This window comes from Streptomyces sp. NPDC053665 (assembly GCF_055585285.1).
Window position 1 is genome coordinate 869,980 of the sequence record NZ_JBVJKK010000002.1, and the last position, 18,152, is coordinate 888,131.

An 18,152-nucleotide genomic window follows, 5' to 3' on the forward strand; every position below is an offset into this window, starting at 1 on the left:
ACGCGTGCGGTTGCGTTGTGCTGTGCTCGACGACTTCCAGGACGTGGCCGGCGAGGCCGCCGACTGGTCCTCGGTCGCGGACGAGGTCGAGGTCGTGTCGTTCGGCCGGCACCTCGACGGTGAGGACGCCCTCGCCGAGGCCCTGGCCGGCTTCGACATCGTGGTGACCCTGCGCGAACGCGTCCCCTTCCCCGGCTCGCTGATCGCCCGCCTGCCCCGGCTGAAACTGATCGTCGCCTCCGGGATGCGCAACTCGGTCATTGACTACGCGGCCGCCGAGGCGCACGGCGTCACGGTGTGCGGCACGGCCAGTTCCTCCACCCCGCCGGTCGAACTGACCTGGGCGCTGCTGCTCGGTCTCGCCCGCGGCATCGTCGAGGAGAGCAACGCCCTGCGCTCCAACGGGCCCTGGCAGAGCACGGTCGGCGCCGACCTGTACGGTCGTCGGCTCGGCCTCCTCGGCCTGGGGAAGATCGGCTCCCGGGTGGCACAGGTCGGCCTCGCCTTCGGCATGCGGGTGAGCGCCTGGAGCCGGAACCTCACCCGTGAGCGCGCCGGCGAGGTGGGGGTCGAACTCGCCGCGTCCAAGGAGGAGCTGCTCGCGGACAGCGACTTCGTCTCCGTCCACCTCGCCCTCGGCGACCGCACCCGCGGCCTGCTGGGCGCCGCCGAACTCGCCCTGCTCAAACCGACCGCCTACCTGGTCAACACCTCGCGCGCGGCGATCGTCGACCAGGACGCCCTGCTCGACGCGCTACGCTCGGGCCGGATCGCCGGCGCCGGGGTCGACGTCTTCGACGTCGAGCCGCTGCCCGCGGACCACCCGATGCGCACGGCACCGCGCCTGCTGGCCACCCCGCACCTGGGGTACGTCTCCCGCGCCAACTACGCCACCTACTACGGCCACGCCGTCGAGGACATCCGCGCCTTCCTCGACGGCTCCCCCGTGCGCCGGCTCCCCTGAGCTGCCTGGACCCGGCGCCCTCAGCCGCCCCGAGGCGGCCCGAGTCGCCATGAGCACGGCGCCTTCCGGCCCCGTCCGCCTTCAGGACGGGTGATCCGGCCATGATCGCCGTGACCCTCCGTCAGCGGGCGCGTTGAACGGGAAGCACGGTGGCGCCACCTGCCCCCGTGCTCACCGATCAGAAGGAGTACGTGATGTCTCGCATCGCGAAGGCGGCCGGCGTCGCACTGGGCACGGGTGCCGTGGTACTGAGCGGGGCCGGGCTGGCCACGGCCGACGCGGGTGCCCAGGCCGCGGCCGTCGGGTCGCCGGGCGTCCTGTCGGGCAACATCCTCCAGGTCCCGGTCCACATCCCGATCAACGTCTGCGGCAACACGGTCGACATCATCGGGCTGCTCAACCCGGCGTTCGGCAACCAGTGCGAGAACAAGGACGACCCCAAGCACCACGACGGTGGCTACGGGTACGGCAACTGATCCGCACGCACCCCCGTGCACAGCCTGTGCACGACGAGGAGCCCCGGCACCTGACGCGCCGGGGCTCCTCTCGCGTGCGGGACGTCCGGACGCGTCACGCGTACCGGTAGATCCGCCCGTGGTCCTCCAACTGGTCCGGTGTCAGGTCCCAGGGTGGGAGCCGCTCGTGCCGCGCCACGACCCGCCGGTACTGCGCGCTGCCCCGCCCGGGCGGCTTCGCCGGGAGGTAGCGGTGCTCGCGGTGCCGCTGCTGCCAGCGGGACCACACCAGGTCGACGAAGGCGTGGTGCAGCCAGAAGACCGGGTCGTTGACGGAGGCCCCGCCCACCATCGCCCCGCCGACCCAGCGGTGCACGCGGTTGTGGTTGAGCCAGGAGGCGCTGCCCCGCCCGCTCCCCCAGCCCTCCAGCTTGTTGCGGAAGCCCTTGCGGACCGTGGAGTCCCAGGGCGAGACGTCGTAGACCGGGTCCTTGAGGGCCTGCTCCAGTTCGCTCTTCGTCGGCAGCTGGATCGGGTCGCGGGCGCGGCCGAGGTCCCGGGTGAGGAACTCCTCGTCCGTCACGCCCTCCTTGATGGTCCAGTTGCCCTGCGCGTAGGCGAACGGCCCGGTCGTCACCCGGCGGTCGGAGCGCCGGCCGGTGCCGCCGAGGAGGTCGTCCGTCCAGGGCGTGGACGTGGCCGAGCGGTTGCGCGTCCAGTCCCAGTAGGGCACCGACACCGAAGCGTCGACCCGCCGCAGGGCCGTCTCCAGCTCCAGCAGGAACTGCCGGTGCCAGGGCAGGAAGGAGGGCGCCATGTGGGCCGTGCGCAGGCCGTCCTCGCCGTCGGAGGCGTAGTACTCGATGTGCGTGCGCACGAACTCGTCGTACTCGCCGCGCCGCTTCACCTCCAGCAGCGCGTTGACGAACCGGCGCTTCTCGCTGCCGGTGAGCGTGCTGACGTCCTTACGCGTGTACGCCATGCGCTCCCCCGTCCCGCTGACCCGGGCCGTGGCCGGGCAGGTCGCGCAGGCGCTGCCCGGGGCCGAGTTCGTCGACGGCGGCCCGGGTCGCCGCCAGGGGGGTGGGGTAGGAGCGGTAGTGGTCGACCATGCTCAGCCAGGTGCCGTCGGCCCGGCGCATCAGGTGCAGCGGCCGGCCGTCCACGGTGACGTGCCACTGCTCGTCCCCGGAGGCCTGCTCGGGGACGAGCGGCACGCCCTGGATGCGGCGGCCCCGGTAGGTCTCCTCGAACCCGCCGTCGCCGGTCCACAGGTCGGGGTTCCCGCCGTCCGCGGCCTCGGGCTCCCCGAACCGGGTGGCCGCGACGACGGGCACGGCCGCGGCGCCCAGCGCCACGGCCAGCAAGCCTCGCACCAGACCCCGCCGGGTCCGCGGGGCCGGGCCCCCCGCCGCTTCCCGCTCGGCTCCCACCGGTACTCCGCCGGCCGCTGTGACCATCCTGTGCTCCTCGTGCTCGGGGCTCGTCGTCGGTGTCCGTAGCGCTAACAGCCCGAAGGCCCCCGCGGTCACCGCCGCGAGGGCCACACGAGAACTCCCGTCAGGGGCGCACCCCTACAGGCCGTACAGGCCGTACAGGCGCTACGGGCCCTAGAGGCCGGGGCCGATGCCCAGGTCCGCCGTCGGCACGGTCTGCACCAGCGGGGCGAGCAGCCCCACCTGGGGCAGCTGCGCCTGAGGCAGGCCGAAGCCGGCCGGGTTGGGCGCGCCGAGCGGGGCGTCGACCGACAGGCCCGGGGCGAGGGTGTGCAGGTCGGAGGCGGGGGCGTCGACACCCAGGTGGTCGAAGCCGGCGCCGAGGACGTGCGGCAGGGGCGCCCGCACGTCGGCGCCGGGCAGCCCCCCGTGGACGGGCAGCTGCGGCACGGTCCGGTCGGGCAGGAGCCGGCCCTCGACGTAGCGGGGACCGTCGGGCGAGCCCGGCACGGGCAGGGGGAGGTGCCCGGTGGCCTCGGGCAGCTCCATGTCGAGCGCCTTCTCGGCGCCGCCCAGCGGCAGCGGGACGGGGACCGTGCCGACCGCGGCGGCGGGGGTCGCGGCGGCGGCGCCGGCTGCGGCCGCCACACACGTCAGCACTGCGGCGAGGGTTCCTCGGGTGGTCGACTTCATCTGGGGTGCGGTCCCTTTCCTGGGTCGGGGGCTCGGCGTGCGTACCGAGTAACGAGCCGGGGAACCGCACGAGCGCACAATTCCCCCGACTGCCGCAGTAATACGACGGTCGCCCCGGTCCGGCGAACGCCCCGGTCCGACAGGCGGGCCCCGGTCCGGCGAACGCCCTCCGGCGTCCGCCGGGCGTGCCGCGGGACGCGCCGGCGAGGTCACTTCGGCAGCGGAAGACCGCCGAGCAGGCCGCCCTTGGAGTTCAGCTTGGTCGTCGCGTGCTTCACGGTGCTGAGCACGGAGTCCTGGTTCTCGGTGTCGAGGGCGTTCGACTGGTGCTTGAGCGGCATCGGGTCGATGGGCTCGCGGGTGAGCGCGTTGACGGCGCCGTTGAGGCTGGTGGGCGTGACGGTGGCCGGGTCGTAGGCGGCGTGCGCGGGGGTGGCGGCGGCTGCGGCGGCGAGGGAACCGACGAGGACGGCGGCGGCCTTCAGAGGCTTCATCGGGGTCCTTCCTGGGCGACTGTTGTCACCGTGTGGGGTGAATGTCCGACGCCTGCCTAACGAGGGGCGCGCGGCGCGGAAACCCCGTGACCAGAACCTCATATGAGTCGCTGAAACAGAAAGTCGTGCCGGTCGGGGGCGGCCGGCACGACGTTCGGGAGGCGTGGCGTCAGGGAGCCTTCGGCAGGGCGGACAGGCCCGCCAGGTCCGGGGCGGGGAGTTCGCTGCCGACCAGGGTGGCGGCGACGGTGTTGACGAGCCCGGTGACGACCTGGTCGACCGCCGGGGTGACCTTGGCGGTGTCGCCGGAGGTCACGGCCGCGACCAGAACGTCGGTGGCCTCGCGCAGGGCGGCCAGCGCCTCGGCCGCCAGGCCCTCCGGCAGTTCGGCCCGTCCCTCGACCGGGGCGGGCAGGGTGCTGGCCTGCGGCAGCGGGCTGCTCGGGGCGGCGGTGCCGGTCGTGCCGGCGCTCTGCCCGGACACCGCGGTGGCCTGGGCGATGGCGTCCTTCACCCCGGTGCTCAGCTCGGCGGCCTGCGACGGCGGCAGCTGACCGCCCTCCGCCTGGAGCACGGCGGTCAGCAGATCGGCGACGGGGGTGAGTACACCGCCCAGGTCGCCGAGCGCCTCGACCTGCTCCAGCGTCGCGTCCGCGTCGGGGGCGGGGGCCCGGGTGGCCGTGTGGGCGCGCTCCCGGTCCGGGGCGGTGTCGGCGGCCACGGCGGCGGGCCCGGCGATCCCGAGCAGCAGCGTGGCGCAGAGCGCGGGGGTCGCGATTCGCCGTGCGGGCAGACGCATGGGGGGTTCCTTTCGGTGGGGCGTCGGATCTTGTGCCCACCGTGCGAGGGGTGGCCGACCTCCGCAACCGAGCGAACGCACCAGGTCAGCGGCGTCCGCGCGAGCCGGCGCCGTCCCCCCTGGTGAGGCGGCGTGCACCCGGTCCGCCCGCCGGCGGCCCGCCCGCCCCCGTTCGGGGCAACAGGAAACCGGCCGCCCTCCCGCGTGGGTCCCACGGGAGGGCGGCCGGCCAGGGTTTCCGGAACGACGTCAGTCGTTCTCGCACTCGTTGCCGAACGCCGGGTTCAGCAGGCCGATGATGTCGACCGTGTTGCCGCAGACGTTGACCGGGATGTGCAGCGGAACCTGGACGACGTTGCCGGACAGCACGCCCGGGGAGTGGGCGGCCGCGGCCTGCGCGCCGGCGTCGGCGGCGGCGATGCCGGTGCTGCCCGCGACAGCGGCAGCGGCAGCGGAGGTCAGGACCAGGCCCTTCGCGATACGCGACATGGAGAGGTGCTCCTTGGGGGTTGACACAAACATCCGGGCGGATGCCCGGCGCTGTGTCAACGCGTGGCGTGCACCCGAGTTGTGCCGCCAAAGGAGTGATGTCGCCGCGGAGCCCGCTCCACCGGCCACGACACCCGCGCCCGGTTTCTCCGGGATCGTACGGATGGCCACTACAGTGGCGCACCTTCCCGCACACCCCTGCCGCGCGCAGTTCTGACGGTCCCTCGCCATCTTCGTGAAAGGCCTCGCCGGTCATGCGCACCTCGCATGCGCCTCGCTCGCTCTTTCGATCGGCCACCCAGGGGGGAGCACGTTCCGCGACGCCCTGCCGTGCGGTGGTGACCGGCGGGCGTCCGGCTCGTTGGCCAGCGGGACGCGGTGTGCGCCGGCGCGCTCCGCGGCGCCGTCGGCACCCGGCAGCCAGGCGCGTTCCCGCCGTACCGAGCGCCGTCCGTGAGCGAGGAAAACCGCGCATGCACCTGTCACCGACCGACCCTCCGCCGCGGGTCCTGCACGTCACCCAGCCCGTGGACGGCGGTGTCGCCCGCGTCGTGACGGACCTGGTGGGCGCCCAGCTCGCCGACGGCCTGCGCGTCACCGTCGCCTGCCCCCGCAGCCCTCTCGCGGCCCGGCTGGGGGAACTCGGCGCGGACGTACGGCACTGGGCGGCCACGCGCGCACCGGGAGGCTCCACCGCCGCCGAGACACGCCGGCTGGCCCGGATCGCCGCGGAGGTGCGGCCCGACCTGGTGCACGCGCACAGCGCGAAGGCCGGCCTGGCCGGGCGGCTCGCCCTGCGCGGCCGCGTCCCGACGGTGTTCCAGCCGCACGCCTGGTCGTTCGAGGCGGTCGGCGGCACGGCCGCGGCCCTCGCGCGCGGCTGGGAGCGGTGGGGGGCCCGCTGGGCGGCCCGGGTGGTGTGCGTCAGCGAGGCGGAGCGCCGGCTCGGCGAGGCGGCCGGGGTCCACGGGCGGTGGAGCGTGGTGCCCAACGGGATCGATGTCGAGCGCTTCCGCCCGGCCGGCGCCGACGGCGTACGGACGGACCTGCTGCCGGAGGCCGAACGCCGGGGGCCGCTCGTGGTGTGCGTGGGGCGGTTGTGCCGCCAGAAGGGCCAGGACGTCCTGCTGACGGCGTGGGAGTCGGTGCTGCGGCGGGTGCCCGGGGCGCGGCTGGTGCTGGTCGGCGACGGTCCCGACCACGGACGGCTGCGGGCCCTGGCGCCCCCCTCCGTGCGGTTCGCGGGGGACGTCGCCGACGTCGTGCCCTGGTACCAGGCGGCGGACCTGGTCGTGCTGCCTTCGCGCTGGGAGGGCATGGCCCTGGCGCCGCTGGAGGCCATGGCGTGCGGGCGGCCGGTGGTGGTGACGGACGTGGGCGGGGCCCGGGAGAGCCTGCCGCCCGGGCTCGCGCCGCACTGTCTGGTGCCCGCCCTCGCCCCGGCGGCCCTGGCCGGGGCCGTGACCGAACTGCTCCTGGACGCGCCGCTGCGCCGGTCCCTCGGCGACCAGGGGCGCCGGCATGTCCTGTCCACGCACGACGTGCGCCGCACGGCCCGGGCGGTCGCGGACGTGTACCGCGAACTGCTGGGCGCGCGCGCCGAGTCCACCGAGCGCAGGGAGTCAGTCGCCTCGTGACCGCGGAAAGCACCGTCCCCCCTCCCACCGGGCAGCCCCGGCGGCTCGCACGCCCGCCCGTGTCGCTGCTGCCGCCGCGCGGCACCGCGACCGGCTTCCGCGTCCCCGAGCGGCGCCCACCGGTGCGGGCCGCGTCGCCGCTTCCGCTGCTCACCGCCGACGGCACGGCCGCCGTCCTGGGCGGGCTGGCGCTGTCCGGCACCCAGCGCCACCCGCTGCTGCTGGCGGTCCTGGTGGCAGCGTCGCTGCTGCTGCACTCCCACCGCCCCGCCCGGCTGCCCGCGCTGCTCGACGAACTGCCCGCCGTCAGCGGCCGGATCGCGGTGGCCTGGCTGGCGCTCGGGGCGTTCACGGCGGCCTGCGTGCCGCAGCACGCGCTGTCCCTGTGGACGCTGGCCACCGGGATGCTGCTCCAGACGGTGGTCTGCTGCGCGGGGCGGGCCGCCGTGCACGCCTACCGGCGGGCCGAACTGCTGCACCGGCCGCAGGCCGCGCTGGTGGTCGGACCGGCGGCGACCGCGCAGCGCGTGGCCGCCGCCGTCCTGCGCCACCCCCGTTACGGGGTGCGGCCCGTGGGGGTCGTCACCGACGAACCCGACGGCAGCGCGGGGCTGCCCGTGCTGACCACGGGCGAGGAGGTGCAGCGGGCGGTCGTCCAGAACGGGGTGCGCGAGGTGCTGGCCGTGCGGACCTCGGCCCGGGCCTCGCACGGGCCGCTGCTGCGGGCGCTGGCCGAGTCGGGCTGCACGGTGTGGGAGATCGACCCGGACGTGCCCTCCAGCCGGTCGGGGGACCGGCTCGCCGGGTTCCCCTGCCGTCGCCTCGACCTCGGGGCGCGGCTGCGCGGCAGCATCGGCAAACGGGCCCTGGACGTCGTGGTGTCCGGAACGCTGCTCCTGCTGGTCAGCCCGCTGCTGCTGGTGTGCGCGGCGGTACTGCGGCTGACCGGCGGTCCGGGGGTCGTCTTCCGGCAGGAGCGCATCGGCAAGGACGGCCGGCCCTTCACGCTGCTGAAGTTCCGCACCCACCGCCCGGTCGACGAGCACGAGTCGGCGACCCGGTGGAGCGTGGCGAACGACCGCCAGATGCCCTGGTTCTGCCGCTTCCTGCGCCGCACCTCCCTCGACGAGCTGCTCCAGCTGTGGAACGTCCTGCGCGGCGACATGAGCCTGGTCGGGCCGCGGCCCGAACGCCCCTACTTCGTCGCCCAGTTCGGCCAGACCTACCCGGGTTACGCCGCCCGCCACCGGGTCCGGGTCGGCGTCACGGGCCTGGCGCAGGTGCACGGGCTGCGCGGCGACACCTCGATCGAGGACCGCGCCCGGTTCGACAACGCGTACATCGACGACTGGTCGCTGTGGCGGGACGTCTGCATCCTGCTGCGCACGGCGGCGGCGCTCGTGCGTCCGACGGGGAGCTGACCGCGCATGACCCGGGTCGGGGCGCACGCGCCCGTTCTCCCCCTGCTGGCCGTCGTCGCCCTGCTCGCCCTGCCGCTGGGGCCGGGCGGCGAGGGCGGCGCGGGCCCGGCGGACGCGGTGTCCGCGCTGGTCGTGCTGTACTGCGCGGTCCGTCTCGTCCGGGACCGCCGGCGGCCCCTGTCCCCCGCGGCCGCGGTGGTGCTGGGGTTGCCCGTGCTGGGGGTCGCCGTCGCCGCGGCCGGGGCGGTGTCGCCGGGCGAGGGGCTCGTCGGCCTCGGCCGCTACCTGCAGGTGTTCGTGCTGGTGCCGCTGTCCGTGCTGCTGCTCCTGCGGGACCGGGCCGACTTCCGGCTGCTGGCCTGGTCGTTCGTGGGGCTGGCGGTGTGGCAGGGGGCCGTCGGCGTGCACCAGTACGCGACCGCGACCGGCGCCTCGTACCAGGGCCGGCCGGTGCGGGCCGTGGGCACGTTCGGGGCGCAGGACGTGATGGGCATGGCCACGGTCGTCTCGCTGGGGCTGGTCTGCGCGGTGGGTCTCGCGCTGGGCAGCGCGCCGGTGCGGCAGCGGGTGATCGCCCTGGTCTGCGCGCTGCTGCTGCTGCCGCCCCTGGCGGTGTCCTTCAGCCGCGGGGCGTGGATCGCGACGGCGGTGACGTGCGTGGCGCAACTGCTGCTGTCCGGGCTGCGGCGGGCGCTGTCGGCCGGGGCCGTGGTGGCCGCGGCGAGCGTGATCCTGGTCGGCGGCTTCGGCGTCGGCACGGCGATGCTGCAGGAGCGGATCAGCAGCATCACGCGGGTCGCCGACGCGCCCGACCAGTCGGTGACCGACCGGTACACCATGTGGGCGGCGGCGACGGGCATGTGGGGCGAGCACCCGCTGGCCGGTGTCGGCCTGAAGGGCTTCCCCGAGCACCGCGACGGGCACTCGTCGCTGGCCCTGTCCGCGGGCAGCGACACGGAGGGCGCGGGGGCGGCCTTCCGCAAGCAGCCGCTGCTGTCCCCGCACAACATGTACCTGCTGGTCCTGGCCGAGCAGGGGCTGATCGGCCTGCTGGCGCTGGCGGGCAGCTGGCTGGCGCTGCTGCTGTGCGCGGTGCGCGCCCTGTGGCGCACCCGCCGCGCGGCCGGCCCCGGCCTGGACTGCGGCCTGGTCGCCTCCGGCCTCCTGGTGTGGCAGCTGACCGACTTCGCCTACGCGGACATCGGCGGCCCGTCGACGGTCCTGACGGCGATGTGCTTCGGCCTGGCGGCGTGGTGGGGCCTGTCCGACCGGACGGGTCTCGCCGCGGCCGGGCCCACCGCCACCGCCCCGGACGCCCGGGGCGCGGTACAGGAGGCGCCGGCACGATGACGGTGACGCCAGAACAGACGGGCGCGGGCGGCGGAACGGGGTTCCCCGGCCCGGCGCCGGCGACCTGGGGCCGCTCGGCGGTCCCCCGCATCCCGACGGCCGCCCGCCCACGGGAGGCCACCACAGCCGACCCGACCCCGCCCACCGGACCGACTTCACCCGCCGGGCCCACTCCAGCCCACGGGCCCACCCCGGCCACCGGCACATCGCCAGCCGCACCTGATCCGACCACCGGACCGACTTCACCCGCCGGACCCGCTCCGACTCCGACCTCACCCACCGGACCGGTGACCTGGGGTCCCTCGGCGACCCCCGGCATCCCGACCACCGCACACCCGCGGGAAGCCACCGCGGGCGAGCCGGCCCCGGGCATCGGAGGGGTGTCGCTCCCCGAAGGGCCGGGCATGCCCGTCACGGCGGACGGGCCCGGTACGGGCCCGCCGGTCCGGTGTCCGGCCTCCGGCGACGTCCCGCCTTCCGCCCCCGGCGCTGCCGACGCGCCCGTCACGCGGGGGTTCCTCGCAAGGGCCGCCGCGCTCACCGCCGTGCTGTCGGCGGCGGGGGCCCTGCTGGGGCTGGTGCGGGACCAGTCGCTGGCGCGGATGTTCGGGGCCGGGAGCGCGACGGACGCGTTCCTCGTGGCGTGGACCGTGCCGGAGTTCGCCGCCACCCTGCTCATCGAGGACGGGCTGGCGATCGCCCTCATCCCGGCGTTCAGCATGGCCCTGGCCCGGCGTGCCGGGGGCGCCGCCGGGGACCCCGTCCGCTCGCTCGTCGCGCACACGCTGCCCCGGCTGGCCCTGGCCTTCGCCGCCGTGGCCGCGCTGCTGGCCGTGCTCGCACCGCAGCTGGTCGCCGTCCTGGCGCCCGGGCTGCCCGACCCCGGGCTCGCGGTCGACTGCACCCGGCTCACCGCCACCTGCGTGCTGACGTTCGGGCTCGCCGGCTACTGCAGCGCGGCCCTGCGCGCCCACCGCCGGTTCCTCGCCCCGGCGGCGATCTACGTCGCGTACAACACCGGCATCATCACCGCCGTGCTCGTACTGGGTGGGCGGTGGGGCGTGCGGGCGGCGGCGGCCGGCGTGGCCGTCGGCGGCTGCCTCATGGTGCTGGCGCAGGTGCCGGTGCTGTGGCGGGAGTTGCGCCACAAGGGCGTTCCGCTCGCGCAGCCGCCCGCGGGGGCGGGCGACGGGCGGGCGATGGGGGTCGCGCTGCTGGCCGCGGTCCTGCTGTTCGCGCTGTGCCGCCAGTCCCAGGTGCTCATCGAGCGGTTCCTCGGCTCCACGCTGCCCGCCGGTGCCATCTCGCACCTCAACTACGCGCAGAAGATCACCCAGATCCCGATGACCCTGTCGCTGATGCTGTGCACGGTCACCTTCCCGGTGGTCGCGCGGGCCCTCGCCGACGGGGACACCGAGCGGGCCCGCTCCCGGGTCGAGCGCGACCTCGCGCTGGCCGCCTCGATGGTGCTGGCCGGCGGGGCGGTGGTGGTGGCCTGCGCCCCGCAGATCGTCGAACTGCTGCTCCAGCGCGGCGCGTTCACCGCCCGGGACACCGCGGCGACGGTCGAGGTGATGCGCGTCTACGCCCTCGGCCTCCTCGCGCACACCCTGGTCGGCGCCCTGATCCGCTCCTACTTCTCGGCCGGGCGGGTCACCTGGTTCCCGCTCGGCGCGATGGCCGCGGGCCTCGCCGTCACGGCCGTCGCGGGCGTGTGGACGGTGGGGCCGTGGGGCGTGCGCGGGATCGCCGCCGCCAACGCCGCCGGCATCACCGTCACGGCCGTGCTGCTGCTCGCCGGACTGGCCACGCGCGGCGTCCCGGTCCGCACCAGGCGGGTCCGGTCCGCACTGGCCCGGTCGGTGGGCGCGGCGCTGCCCGCAGCTCTCGCCGGTGCCTGGGCGGCCGGTCGGCCCGGCTCGCCCGTGCCCGGTCTCGCCGCCGGTGCCGTCACCGTCGCCCTCGTCTTCCTCCCGCTCGGCCGCGCCCTGGGCGACCAGGGCTGCGTCACCGCGCTGCAGTCCCTCCGTTCCGTCTCACGAAGGCTCCCTCATGGCCGCACCCGTTGACTCCCCCGACGCCGGGGCCGGCGCCGCAACCGACTCCGCACCCGGAACCGGCGCCGCACCCGGCCCGGCCCTGTTCGTGGCGATGTACCACTCCGTCGGCGACCCCACGGACGACCCGTACCGCGTGACGGTCTCGCCCGAGCGGCTCGACCGCCAGTTGCACTGGCTGCGGCGGCGCGGTCTGCGCGGGGTGTCCATGGCGGACCTGCTGGCCGCCCGGGCCCGGGGCGCCGGCCACGGCCTGGTCGGGCTCACCTTCGACGACGGGTACGCCGACTTCGTCACCGAGGCCCTGCCCGTCCTGCGCCGGCACGACTGCGGCGCCACCCTGTTCGTGCTGCCGGGCCGGCTCGGCGGCGACAACGCCTGGGACCCGCTGGGCCCGCGCAAGCGGCTGCTGACCGCGGAGGGCGTCCGGCAGGCCGCGGCCGAGGGCGTCGAGATCGGCTCGCACGGGCTGACCCACGTCGACCTGACCAAGGCCGACGACGCCACGCTGACGTCGGAGACCGAGGGCAGCAGGACCGTGCTCGCGGAGCTGACCGGCACCGCGCCCGCCGGCTTCTGCTACCCGTACGGCACGCTCGACGCCCGGGCCGTCGAGGCCGTGCGGGCGGCGGGCTACAGCTACGGCTGCGCGATCGACCCCGGCCCCCTCGGCGGCCCGCACGCCCTGCCCCGGGTGCACATCGGCCAGAACGACACCGGCGTACGGCTGTTCCTGAAGTACCGGCTGCACCGGCTGCGCCGCCGAGCCGTCCAGGAGCCGCGGTGAAGGCCCTGCACATCATCACCGGCCTCGGCGTGGGCGGTGCCGAGCAGCAGTTGCGGCTGCTGCTGCGGCACCTGCCCGTCGACTGCGACGTGGTGACGCTGACCAACCCGGGCGCGGTCGCGGCCGGGCTCGCCGCCGACGGGGTGCGGGTGCACCACCTCGGCATGGCGGGCAACCGCGACCTGGCGGCCCTGCCCCGGCTGGTGCGTCTCATCCGCCGCGGCGGTTACCAGCTCGTGCACACCCACCTGTACCGCGCGTGCCTGTACGGCCGGATCGCCGCGCGCCTGGCGGGCGTCCGGGCGGTCGTCGCCACCGAGCACTCCCTGGGCGACTCGCAGATGGAGGGGCGGCCCCTGAACGCCGGGGTGCGTGCCCTGTATCTGGCGGGCGAGCGGCTCGGCCGCACCACGGTCGCCGTGTCCCCCACGGTCGCCGAGCGCCTGGAGCGCTGGGGCGTGCCCGGCCCGCGCATCGAGGTGGTGCCCAACGGCATCGACGTGGCCCGCTTCCGCTACGACCCGGCCCGCCGCGCCGAGACCCGCCGCCGGCTGGGCCTGCCGGACGACGCGTACGTCGTCGGCGCGGTCGGCCGCCTCGCCCCCGGCAAGCGCTTCGGGACGCTGATCCGGGCGCTGGCCCACCTGCCCGCCGACCACCGGCTGCTGCTGGTCGGCGCCGGCCCCGAGGAGGACGTGCTGCGCCGCACCGCCCGGGCGGCCGGGGTCGCCGACCGGGTGCTGTTCACCGGCGAACGCCCCTACGTCCCCGACGGCACGCCCGGCCCCGACCTGCCGTCGCTGACCTCCGCGATGGACGTCCTGGCCTCCCCGTCCCCGGAGGAGGCGTTCGGCCTGGCCGTCGTGGAGGCGCTGGCGGCCGGGCTGCCGGTGCTCTACGCCTCCTGCCCGGCTCTGCAGGACCTGCCCGCGTCCGCCGCGCCCACCGCCCGGCACGTCACCGGCGGCCCGGACGCGTACGCCCGGGCCCTGGCGGACGTACGCCGGCAGGGGCCCGGGCCGCGCTCGGTGCCCGAGGCCGCCCGCCACTACTGCATCACCCGCAGCGCCGCCCGGCTCATGGACGTCTACGCCGCCGCGGTCGCCCGTCCCCTGCCCGCCCCGTCCCAGGAAGCCCGCACCTCATGACCGACACCCCCGCACGGCAGCACCGCCAGGCCTCCGCCCTCACCCGGACCCTGCCCCCCTGGTCCCTGCTCGCGGCCGGGGCCGTGGCAGGCGGTCTGCTCGGGGGTGCCTACGGACTGGTCCGGACCCCCGAGTACACGGCGACCAGCTACGTCGTGGCCGTGCCGACGGCGAAGTCCGACACCTCCACCGCCCTCGGCTTCGCCCAGGCCTACGGCCGGGTGGCCACCCAGCTCGCGGTGCTCGGGGACGCGCAGGTGTGGGCGGGTGTCCCCGTGGAGACCCTGCGGGGCGGTGTCCGGACCGCGACCTCGCCGGACGCGCCGATGGTGGCGGTCACGGCGACCTCGGAGCGCCCGGAACAGGCCGCCGACATGGCCAACGCCGTGGCCCGGGCGCTGACCCGGCACGCCGAGGACGCCGAGCCGTCCACCCACGTCGAGCTGCGGCAGTTCGCCCGCGCGGTGAGCCCGGACGAACCGTCCTCGGCGTCCGCCGGGGTGACCGGCCTGGTCGGGGCGAGCGCGGGCGGGCTGCTGGGCGGGCTGGCACTGCTGGTCCGGCCGCGGCGGGTCACCGGGCGCCCCGGCCGCCCGGCCTCCGTGCCCGGCCCGGCCTTCGCCGCCGACGCGCAGCGGCAACTGTGACGTACCGCGCCGAACTGGTCACCGACGAGCGGGACTTCGCGGGGCTGGCCGACGACTGGAACCGGCTGCACCGGCACTGCGCCTGCGCCACCCCGTTCCAGAGCCACGCCTGGCTGCACTCGTGGTGGCGGTCCTACGGGCAGCACGCCCGGCTGCGACTGGTGCTGGTGCGCGCCGCGGGCGGCGAACTGGCCGCGGCGGCCCCGCTCATGCGCGTACGGCGTCCGCTGCCCGCGCTGGTGCCGCTGGGCGGGGCGGTCTCCGACTACGGGGACGTGCTGCTGGCCGACGAGCACGGCGACGAGCCGCTGGCCGTGCTGTCCGGCGCGCTGTCGGACGTGGCCCGCGGGGCGCTGATCGACCTGCGCGAGGTCCGGCCGGGCGGCGCGGCCGAGCGGCTCTACGAGCAGTGGCCCGGGCCCCGGCGGCGGGTGGACGACTCGGTGTGCCTGGAACTGCCGGCCGCGCCCATGAGCGAGCTGATCGCCCGGCTGCCGTCCAGGACCCAGCAGCGGCTGCGCGCCAAGCTGCGCAAACTGGACGCGCTCGGTGTCCAGCGCCATGTCGTCGCCCCCGGCGGGGTCGAGGCCGCGCTGGTGCGGCTGCTGGAGCTGCACCGGCTGCAGTGGCAGGGGCGGAAGGTGACGTCGGAGCATCTGCGGCCCAGGTTCCGCGAGCACCTGGTGCGGGCGGTCGGCGCGATGGTGTGCTCCGGGGACGCGGTGGTGACCGAGTTCCGGCTCGACGACGAGGTCGTGGCGGTCGACGTCACCCTGCTCTCGCCCCGCCTCGCGGGCGGCTACCTGTACGGCGCACACCCGGTGCTGCGCGAGCGCAAGGCGGACGTGGCGGCGATGCTGCTGGACTCGACGGCCACGCACGTCAAGGACGGCGTCCCGGGCACGCTCAGCCTGCTGCGCGGCAACGAGCCCTACAAGCACCACTGGCGTCCCCGGGCGGTGGTCAACCAGCGGCTGCTGCTGGCCCGCCGGCACACGGCGCCGCTGCTGGCCGCCGCCCTGTGCGACGCGACGGCCCGCCGGCACGGCAAGGAGCTGCTGCGCGGACCGCGCGAACGCGACCGCGGCGGCCGGCCCTGACCGGGCCCGCCGCCGCGGCACGCACGTCCCCTCCCGGGCTAGCGCGTGGTGCGCGGCATCCAGTCGAGGCGCAGGCAGAGCTTCCCGCCGATCCAGTACTCCACCCAGTCGCCGAGGTTCAGCGGCGAGCAGTCCTGCGGCCGCGGCGTGCTCGGCTGGGGTGTGGGCGTCGGGGCCGGGGTCTGGGCCGGCTCGGTGGGCGTGGGGGGTGCGGTGGGCGTGGCGGGGGCCGGCTCCGGGTCCTTGCGGCCGAAGAGGAACGACCGGTAGACCTCCGACGCCCGGGGATTGGCCCCGCACTGCCAGACGCCGTGCGGGCAGTAGTCCGTGAGCGTCTGGTAGAGCGGCTTGTGCTCGTCCATCCAGGCGAGCATGCGCTTCATGTACTCGGGGTTGTCGCCGTTGCGGAACAGTCCCCACTCGGGGAACGAGATGGCCTTGCCGTGCGCCTTGGCGAAGTCCACGTGGTGCTGGAGCCCGTACGGCTCCGACACCTGCTCCTCGAAGGCCATGCCCCGCGGCTGGTCGTAGGCGTCCAGGCCGATGATGTCGACGGTGTCGTCGCCCGGGTAGCACTCCGTCCAGGGCACCGCGTCGCGGCCGCGGCTCGGGGTGAAGTCGAACCGGAACTTCTGGCCCGGCACCGCGCGCATGGTGGTGACGATCCGGTTCCAGTACTGCTTCCACGCTTCGGGGTCGGGCCCGCAGCGGTGGGTGTAGGTGATGCCGTTCATCTCCCAGCCGAGGACCAGGACGGTGTCCGGCACGCCCAGCTCGACCAGCCGCTCGCCGAGTGCGCGGAAGTGGTGGTCGAACCGGCCGGCCGCCGCCTCGCGCAGCAGCCGGCGCACCTCGCGGTCGGACACGCCCTCCTCGTTGCGCTCCATCATCGGCACGTTGAGGACGAGCAGCCGGTCGGCCCGCTCGCGGCGCCAGTTGGCCCACACGTCGAGGAAGCCGGGGCGGCCCTCGATGTTGCTCCAGCGGTCGCCGGGCAGGTAGGTGTGCCCGACGCGCAGGTCGGCGCCGCCGAGCCAGGTGCTCAGCTGCGCCATCCGGGCCACGCCGCGGGGGCCGTAGTCGAGGTAGGCGCCGATGGCCGGGGTGGTGCGCGCGGGTGGGGTGGACGCGGTGGGGGTGGGGGCCGCCGGGGTGGCCGCCGCCGATGGCGGTGCCGGTTCGTCGGTCCGTGCCGTTCCCACGCCCGCGGCGATCGTCTGGCCGGACGCCAGGACCGCTGTCGCGGCCACCGCCGCCGCGACGAATGCCAGCCGCCGGGACCGTGCGCGTCGCTGCCGTGTGGCCATGGGCGCCCCTTTCGCTCGTCTCCGCTTACTGACACTCAGTCATATGAAAGACATTCATGCCACCGCCGGTGAGGCTTTCGAGTGGCCCCCTCGTCCGCACCGGTGACCCAGTTCGAAGGAATGAGTTCGTGTCGCTGCTCGATGTTCGCGTCCCCGCAGTGGTGCTGCGGATCGACCGGAACCCCTTTCACCACGGGACCCTCGGCGCGGTCCGGTCCCTGGGCAGGGCCGGGGTGGACGTCCACGTGGTCGCCGACTGCGCGGGCAGCCCGGTGCGCCGCTCCTGCTTCGTCCGCGGGGTGCACACGCCCCCGCCGCCCGGGGCGGACCCGGCGGAGGTCGCGCGGGTGCTGCGGGCGGTGGCGGCCCGGGTCGGGCGTCCGGCGGTGCTCGTGCCGATGGACGACGCCAGTGCCCTCGCGGTGGGCCGGACGCGTGAGGAACTGGGGTCCGGCTACCTGCTGCCGTCCCTGCCGGGCACGCTCTGCGAGCGCGTCGCCGACAAGGCGGAGCTGGCCCGGACGTGCGCCGCCCTGGACGTCGCGCACCCGGAGACGATCGCCCCGGACAGCCCGGCCGAGGCCGTCACGGCCGTCGCGCGCCTGGGGCTGCCGGTGGTGGCGAAGTGGAGCCGGCCCTGGCTGCTGCCGCCGGGGTCCGGGCTGCGCAGCACGGTGCTGGTGCACTCCTCGCGGCAGGCCCGGGAGCTGTACGCGCGCTCGCAGGAGGCGGGCAGCCCGCTGCTGCTTCAGGCGTTCCTGCCGCCGGGGCGGGACCGGGACTGGTTCGTCCACGGGTACGCCGACCGTTCCGGGACCGTACGGGCCGGCGGCACCGGCCGCAAGCAGCGGGCGCGGCCGCGCGGGGCGGGCCTGACGTCGGTGGGCCGCTGGACGGCCAACCCGGAGGTCGGGGCGCTCGCCGAGCGGATCACGCGGGCCCTGGGCTACCGCGGCATCCTCGACCTGGACTTCCGCCGCTGCGGCGCGACGGGCCGCTACCACCTGCTGGACTTCAACCCGCGTCCCGGGGCGCAGTTCCGCCTGTTCACCGATTCGGCGGGCCTGGACGTCGTCCGGGCGCTGCACCTGGACCTGACGCACCGTCCGCTGCCGGAGGGGGCGCCGCGGCCGGGGCGGGCGTTCGTGGTGGAGAACTACGCGCCGTGGAGCGCGCTGCGTCCGGCGCCGGCGGGACGCGAGCTGGCCTGGCACGCACCGGACGACCGGGCGCCGGGGCGGGCCATGTGGCGTCTGTGGACCCGGCACGCGGCCGGCCGGGTGCTGCGGCGCCCGAGCCCTGCGCCCCCGGGAGGCCTCACCCGCCTGGCTCGATAGAAGTACGTGACTTTCATGGGTAAATGTCTAA

18 protein-coding genes are annotated in these 18,152 nt (G+C 75.9%); 11 read left to right on the forward strand and 7 right to left on the reverse strand.

Annotated features, from left to right (window positions below):
• Nucleotides 1-4: 4 nt before the first annotated feature.
• Together ACZ6ZN_RS11445 and ACZ6ZN_RS11450 are read left to right on the forward strand one after the other, a co-directional pair.
• On the forward strand, nucleotides 5-964 hold the full coding sequence (locus tag ACZ6ZN_RS11445; RefSeq protein ID WP_469645191.1) for a D-2-hydroxyacid dehydrogenase family protein: 960 nt from the start codon (nucleotides 5-7) through the stop codon (nucleotides 962-964).
• A 194-nt stretch (nucleotides 965-1,158) separates the two neighbouring features.
• Nucleotides 1,159-1,440: a chaplin gene (locus ACZ6ZN_RS11450; RefSeq protein WP_469645193.1), complete on the forward strand. Its 282-nt coding sequence runs from the start codon at nucleotides 1,159-1,161 to the stop codon at nucleotides 1,438-1,440.
• Nucleotides 1,441-1,534: 94 nt separating this feature from the next.
• On the opposite strand, the gene ACZ6ZN_RS11455 is transcribed toward ACZ6ZN_RS11450, so the two are convergent.
• The 6 genes from ACZ6ZN_RS11455 to chpG form a co-directional block, all read right to left on the reverse strand.
• Nucleotides 1,535-2,401: a tyrosinase family protein gene (locus ACZ6ZN_RS11455; protein WP_398110195.1), complete on the reverse strand. Its 867-nt coding sequence runs from the start codon at nucleotides 2,399-2,401 to the stop codon at nucleotides 1,535-1,537.
• On the reverse strand, nucleotides 2,385-2,879 hold the full coding sequence (locus ACZ6ZN_RS11460) for a tyrosinase family oxidase copper chaperone (RefSeq protein ID WP_398110194.1): 495 nt from the start codon (nucleotides 2,877-2,879) through the stop codon (nucleotides 2,385-2,387). Before ACZ6ZN_RS11460 ends, ACZ6ZN_RS11455 begins: the two co-directional genes overlap by 17 nt.
• Nucleotides 2,880-3,029: 150 nt before the next feature.
• Nucleotides 3,030-3,548, reverse strand: coding sequence for a hypothetical protein (locus ACZ6ZN_RS11465; RefSeq protein WP_398110193.1), 519 nt, complete (start codon nucleotides 3,546-3,548; stop codon nucleotides 3,030-3,032).
• A gap of 209 nt (nucleotides 3,549-3,757) precedes the next feature.
• Entirely contained in the window at nucleotides 3,758-4,042 is a 285-nt protein-coding gene (locus ACZ6ZN_RS11470) for a hypothetical protein (RefSeq protein WP_398110192.1), read from the reverse strand.
• A gap of 169 nt (nucleotides 4,043-4,211) precedes the next feature.
• Nucleotides 4,212-4,841, reverse strand: a complete 630-nt coding sequence (locus ACZ6ZN_RS11475) for a hypothetical protein (protein ID WP_469645198.1) — start codon at nucleotides 4,839-4,841, stop codon at nucleotides 4,212-4,214.
• Nucleotides 4,842-5,090: 249 nt separating this feature from the next.
• The gene (chpG, locus tag ACZ6ZN_RS11480; RefSeq protein WP_062926927.1) at nucleotides 5,091-5,330 is read right to left on the reverse strand and encodes a chaplin ChpG; all 240 of its coding nucleotides are present in this window, start codon (nucleotides 5,328-5,330) and stop codon (nucleotides 5,091-5,093) included.
• 473 nt (nucleotides 5,331-5,803) lie between these two features.
• Here chpG and ACZ6ZN_RS11485 point away from each other — a divergent pair, with 473 nt between their 5' ends.
• From ACZ6ZN_RS11485 to ACZ6ZN_RS11520, 8 genes are all read left to right on the forward strand, one after another.
• On the forward strand, nucleotides 5,804-6,967 hold the full coding sequence (locus ACZ6ZN_RS11485) for a glycosyltransferase family 4 protein (RefSeq protein WP_469645200.1): 1,164 nt from the start codon (nucleotides 5,804-5,806) through the stop codon (nucleotides 6,965-6,967).
• Nucleotides 6,964-8,388: a sugar transferase gene (locus ACZ6ZN_RS11490; protein ID WP_469645204.1), complete on the forward strand. Its 1,425-nt coding sequence runs from the start codon at nucleotides 6,964-6,966 to the stop codon at nucleotides 8,386-8,388. Before ACZ6ZN_RS11485 ends, ACZ6ZN_RS11490 begins: the two co-directional genes overlap by 4 nt.
• A 6-nt stretch (nucleotides 8,389-8,394) precedes the next feature.
• Nucleotides 8,395-9,738, forward strand: a complete 1,344-nt coding sequence (locus tag ACZ6ZN_RS11495; RefSeq protein WP_398110188.1) for an O-antigen ligase family protein — start codon at nucleotides 8,395-8,397, stop codon at nucleotides 9,736-9,738.
• A 404-nt stretch (nucleotides 9,739-10,142) separates the two neighbouring features.
• Nucleotides 10,143-11,807 (forward strand): murein biosynthesis integral membrane protein MurJ, encoded by a 1,665-nt coding sequence (murJ, locus tag ACZ6ZN_RS11500; RefSeq protein ID WP_469645207.1) that lies wholly within the window; start codon nucleotides 10,143-10,145, stop codon nucleotides 11,805-11,807.
• Complete coding sequence (locus tag ACZ6ZN_RS11505) at nucleotides 11,791-12,582, forward strand: polysaccharide deacetylase family protein (protein WP_469645210.1); 792 nt, start codon at nucleotides 11,791-11,793, stop codon at nucleotides 12,580-12,582. Before murJ ends, ACZ6ZN_RS11505 begins: the two co-directional genes overlap by 17 nt.
• Nucleotides 12,579-13,730, forward strand: coding sequence for a glycosyltransferase (locus ACZ6ZN_RS11510; protein ID WP_469645212.1), 1,152 nt, complete (start codon nucleotides 12,579-12,581; stop codon nucleotides 13,728-13,730). Before ACZ6ZN_RS11505 ends, ACZ6ZN_RS11510 begins: the two co-directional genes overlap by 4 nt.
• The gene (locus ACZ6ZN_RS11515; RefSeq protein ID WP_398110184.1) at nucleotides 13,727-14,377 is read left to right on the forward strand and encodes a YveK family protein; all 651 of its coding nucleotides are present in this window, start codon (nucleotides 13,727-13,729) and stop codon (nucleotides 14,375-14,377) included. Before ACZ6ZN_RS11510 ends, ACZ6ZN_RS11515 begins: the two co-directional genes overlap by 4 nt.
• Complete coding sequence (locus ACZ6ZN_RS11520) at nucleotides 14,374-15,477, forward strand: GNAT family N-acetyltransferase (RefSeq protein ID WP_469645215.1); 1,104 nt, start codon at nucleotides 14,374-14,376, stop codon at nucleotides 15,475-15,477. Before ACZ6ZN_RS11515 ends, ACZ6ZN_RS11520 begins: the two co-directional genes overlap by 4 nt.
• A 38-nt stretch (nucleotides 15,478-15,515) precedes the next feature.
• Here the strand turns inward: ACZ6ZN_RS11520 and ACZ6ZN_RS11525 are convergent, their stop codons facing one another.
• Entirely contained in the window at nucleotides 15,516-16,784 is a 1,269-nt protein-coding gene (locus ACZ6ZN_RS11525; RefSeq protein ID WP_469645217.1) for a glycoside hydrolase family 26 protein, read from the reverse strand.
• Nucleotides 16,785-16,912: 128 nt separating this feature from the next.
• On the opposite strand from ACZ6ZN_RS11525, the gene ACZ6ZN_RS11530 reads away from it, so the two are divergent.
• Complete coding sequence (locus ACZ6ZN_RS11530) at nucleotides 16,913-18,121, forward strand: carboxylate--amine ligase (protein WP_469645222.1); 1,209 nt, start codon at nucleotides 16,913-16,915, stop codon at nucleotides 18,119-18,121.
• The last annotated feature ends 31 nt before the right edge of the window (nucleotides 18,122-18,152 follow it).

Excerpts from the sequence above, each read along its gene's own strand:
- ACZ6ZN_RS11465 (WP_398110193.1), bottom strand. The coding sequence starts at position 3,548 with ATGAAGTCGACCACCCGAGGAACCCTCGCCGCAGTGCTGACGTGTGTG.
- chpG (WP_062926927.1), bottom strand. The coding sequence starts at position 5,330 with ATGTCGCGTATCGCGAAGGGCCTGGTCCTGACCTCCGCTGCCGCTGCC.
- ACZ6ZN_RS11450 (WP_469645193.1), top strand. The coding sequence starts at position 1,159 with ATGTCTCGCATCGCGAAGGCGGCCGGCGTCGCACTGGGCACGGGTGCC.
- murJ (WP_469645207.1), top strand. The coding sequence starts at position 10,143 with ATGCCCGTCACGGCGGACGGGCCCGGTACGGGCCCGCCGGTCCGGTGT.
- ACZ6ZN_RS11460 (WP_398110194.1), bottom strand. The coding sequence starts at position 2,879 with ATGGTCACAGCGGCCGGCGGAGTACCGGTGGGAGCCGAGCGGGAAGCG.
- ACZ6ZN_RS11505 (WP_469645210.1), top strand. The coding sequence starts at position 11,791 with ATGGCCGCACCCGTTGACTCCCCCGACGCCGGGGCCGGCGCCGCAACC.
- ACZ6ZN_RS11485 (WP_469645200.1), top strand. The coding sequence starts at position 5,804 with ATGCACCTGTCACCGACCGACCCTCCGCCGCGGGTCCTGCACGTCACC.
- ACZ6ZN_RS11515 (WP_398110184.1), top strand. The coding sequence starts at position 13,727 with ATGACCGACACCCCCGCACGGCAGCACCGCCAGGCCTCCGCCCTCACC.
- ACZ6ZN_RS11470 (WP_398110192.1), bottom strand. The coding sequence starts at position 4,042 with ATGAAGCCTCTGAAGGCCGCCGCCGTCCTCGTCGGTTCCCTCGCCGCC.
- ACZ6ZN_RS11455 (WP_398110195.1), bottom strand. The coding sequence starts at position 2,401 with ATGGCGTACACGCGTAAGGACGTCAGCACGCTCACCGGCAGCGAGAAG.
- ACZ6ZN_RS11475 (WP_469645198.1), bottom strand. The coding sequence starts at position 4,841 with ATGCGTCTGCCCGCACGGCGAATCGCGACCCCCGCGCTCTGCGCCACG.
- ACZ6ZN_RS11495 (WP_398110188.1), top strand. The coding sequence starts at position 8,395 with ATGACCCGGGTCGGGGCGCACGCGCCCGTTCTCCCCCTGCTGGCCGTC.
- ACZ6ZN_RS11525 (WP_469645217.1), bottom strand. The coding sequence starts at position 16,784 with ATGGCCACACGGCAGCGACGCGCACGGTCCCGGCGGCTGGCATTCGTC.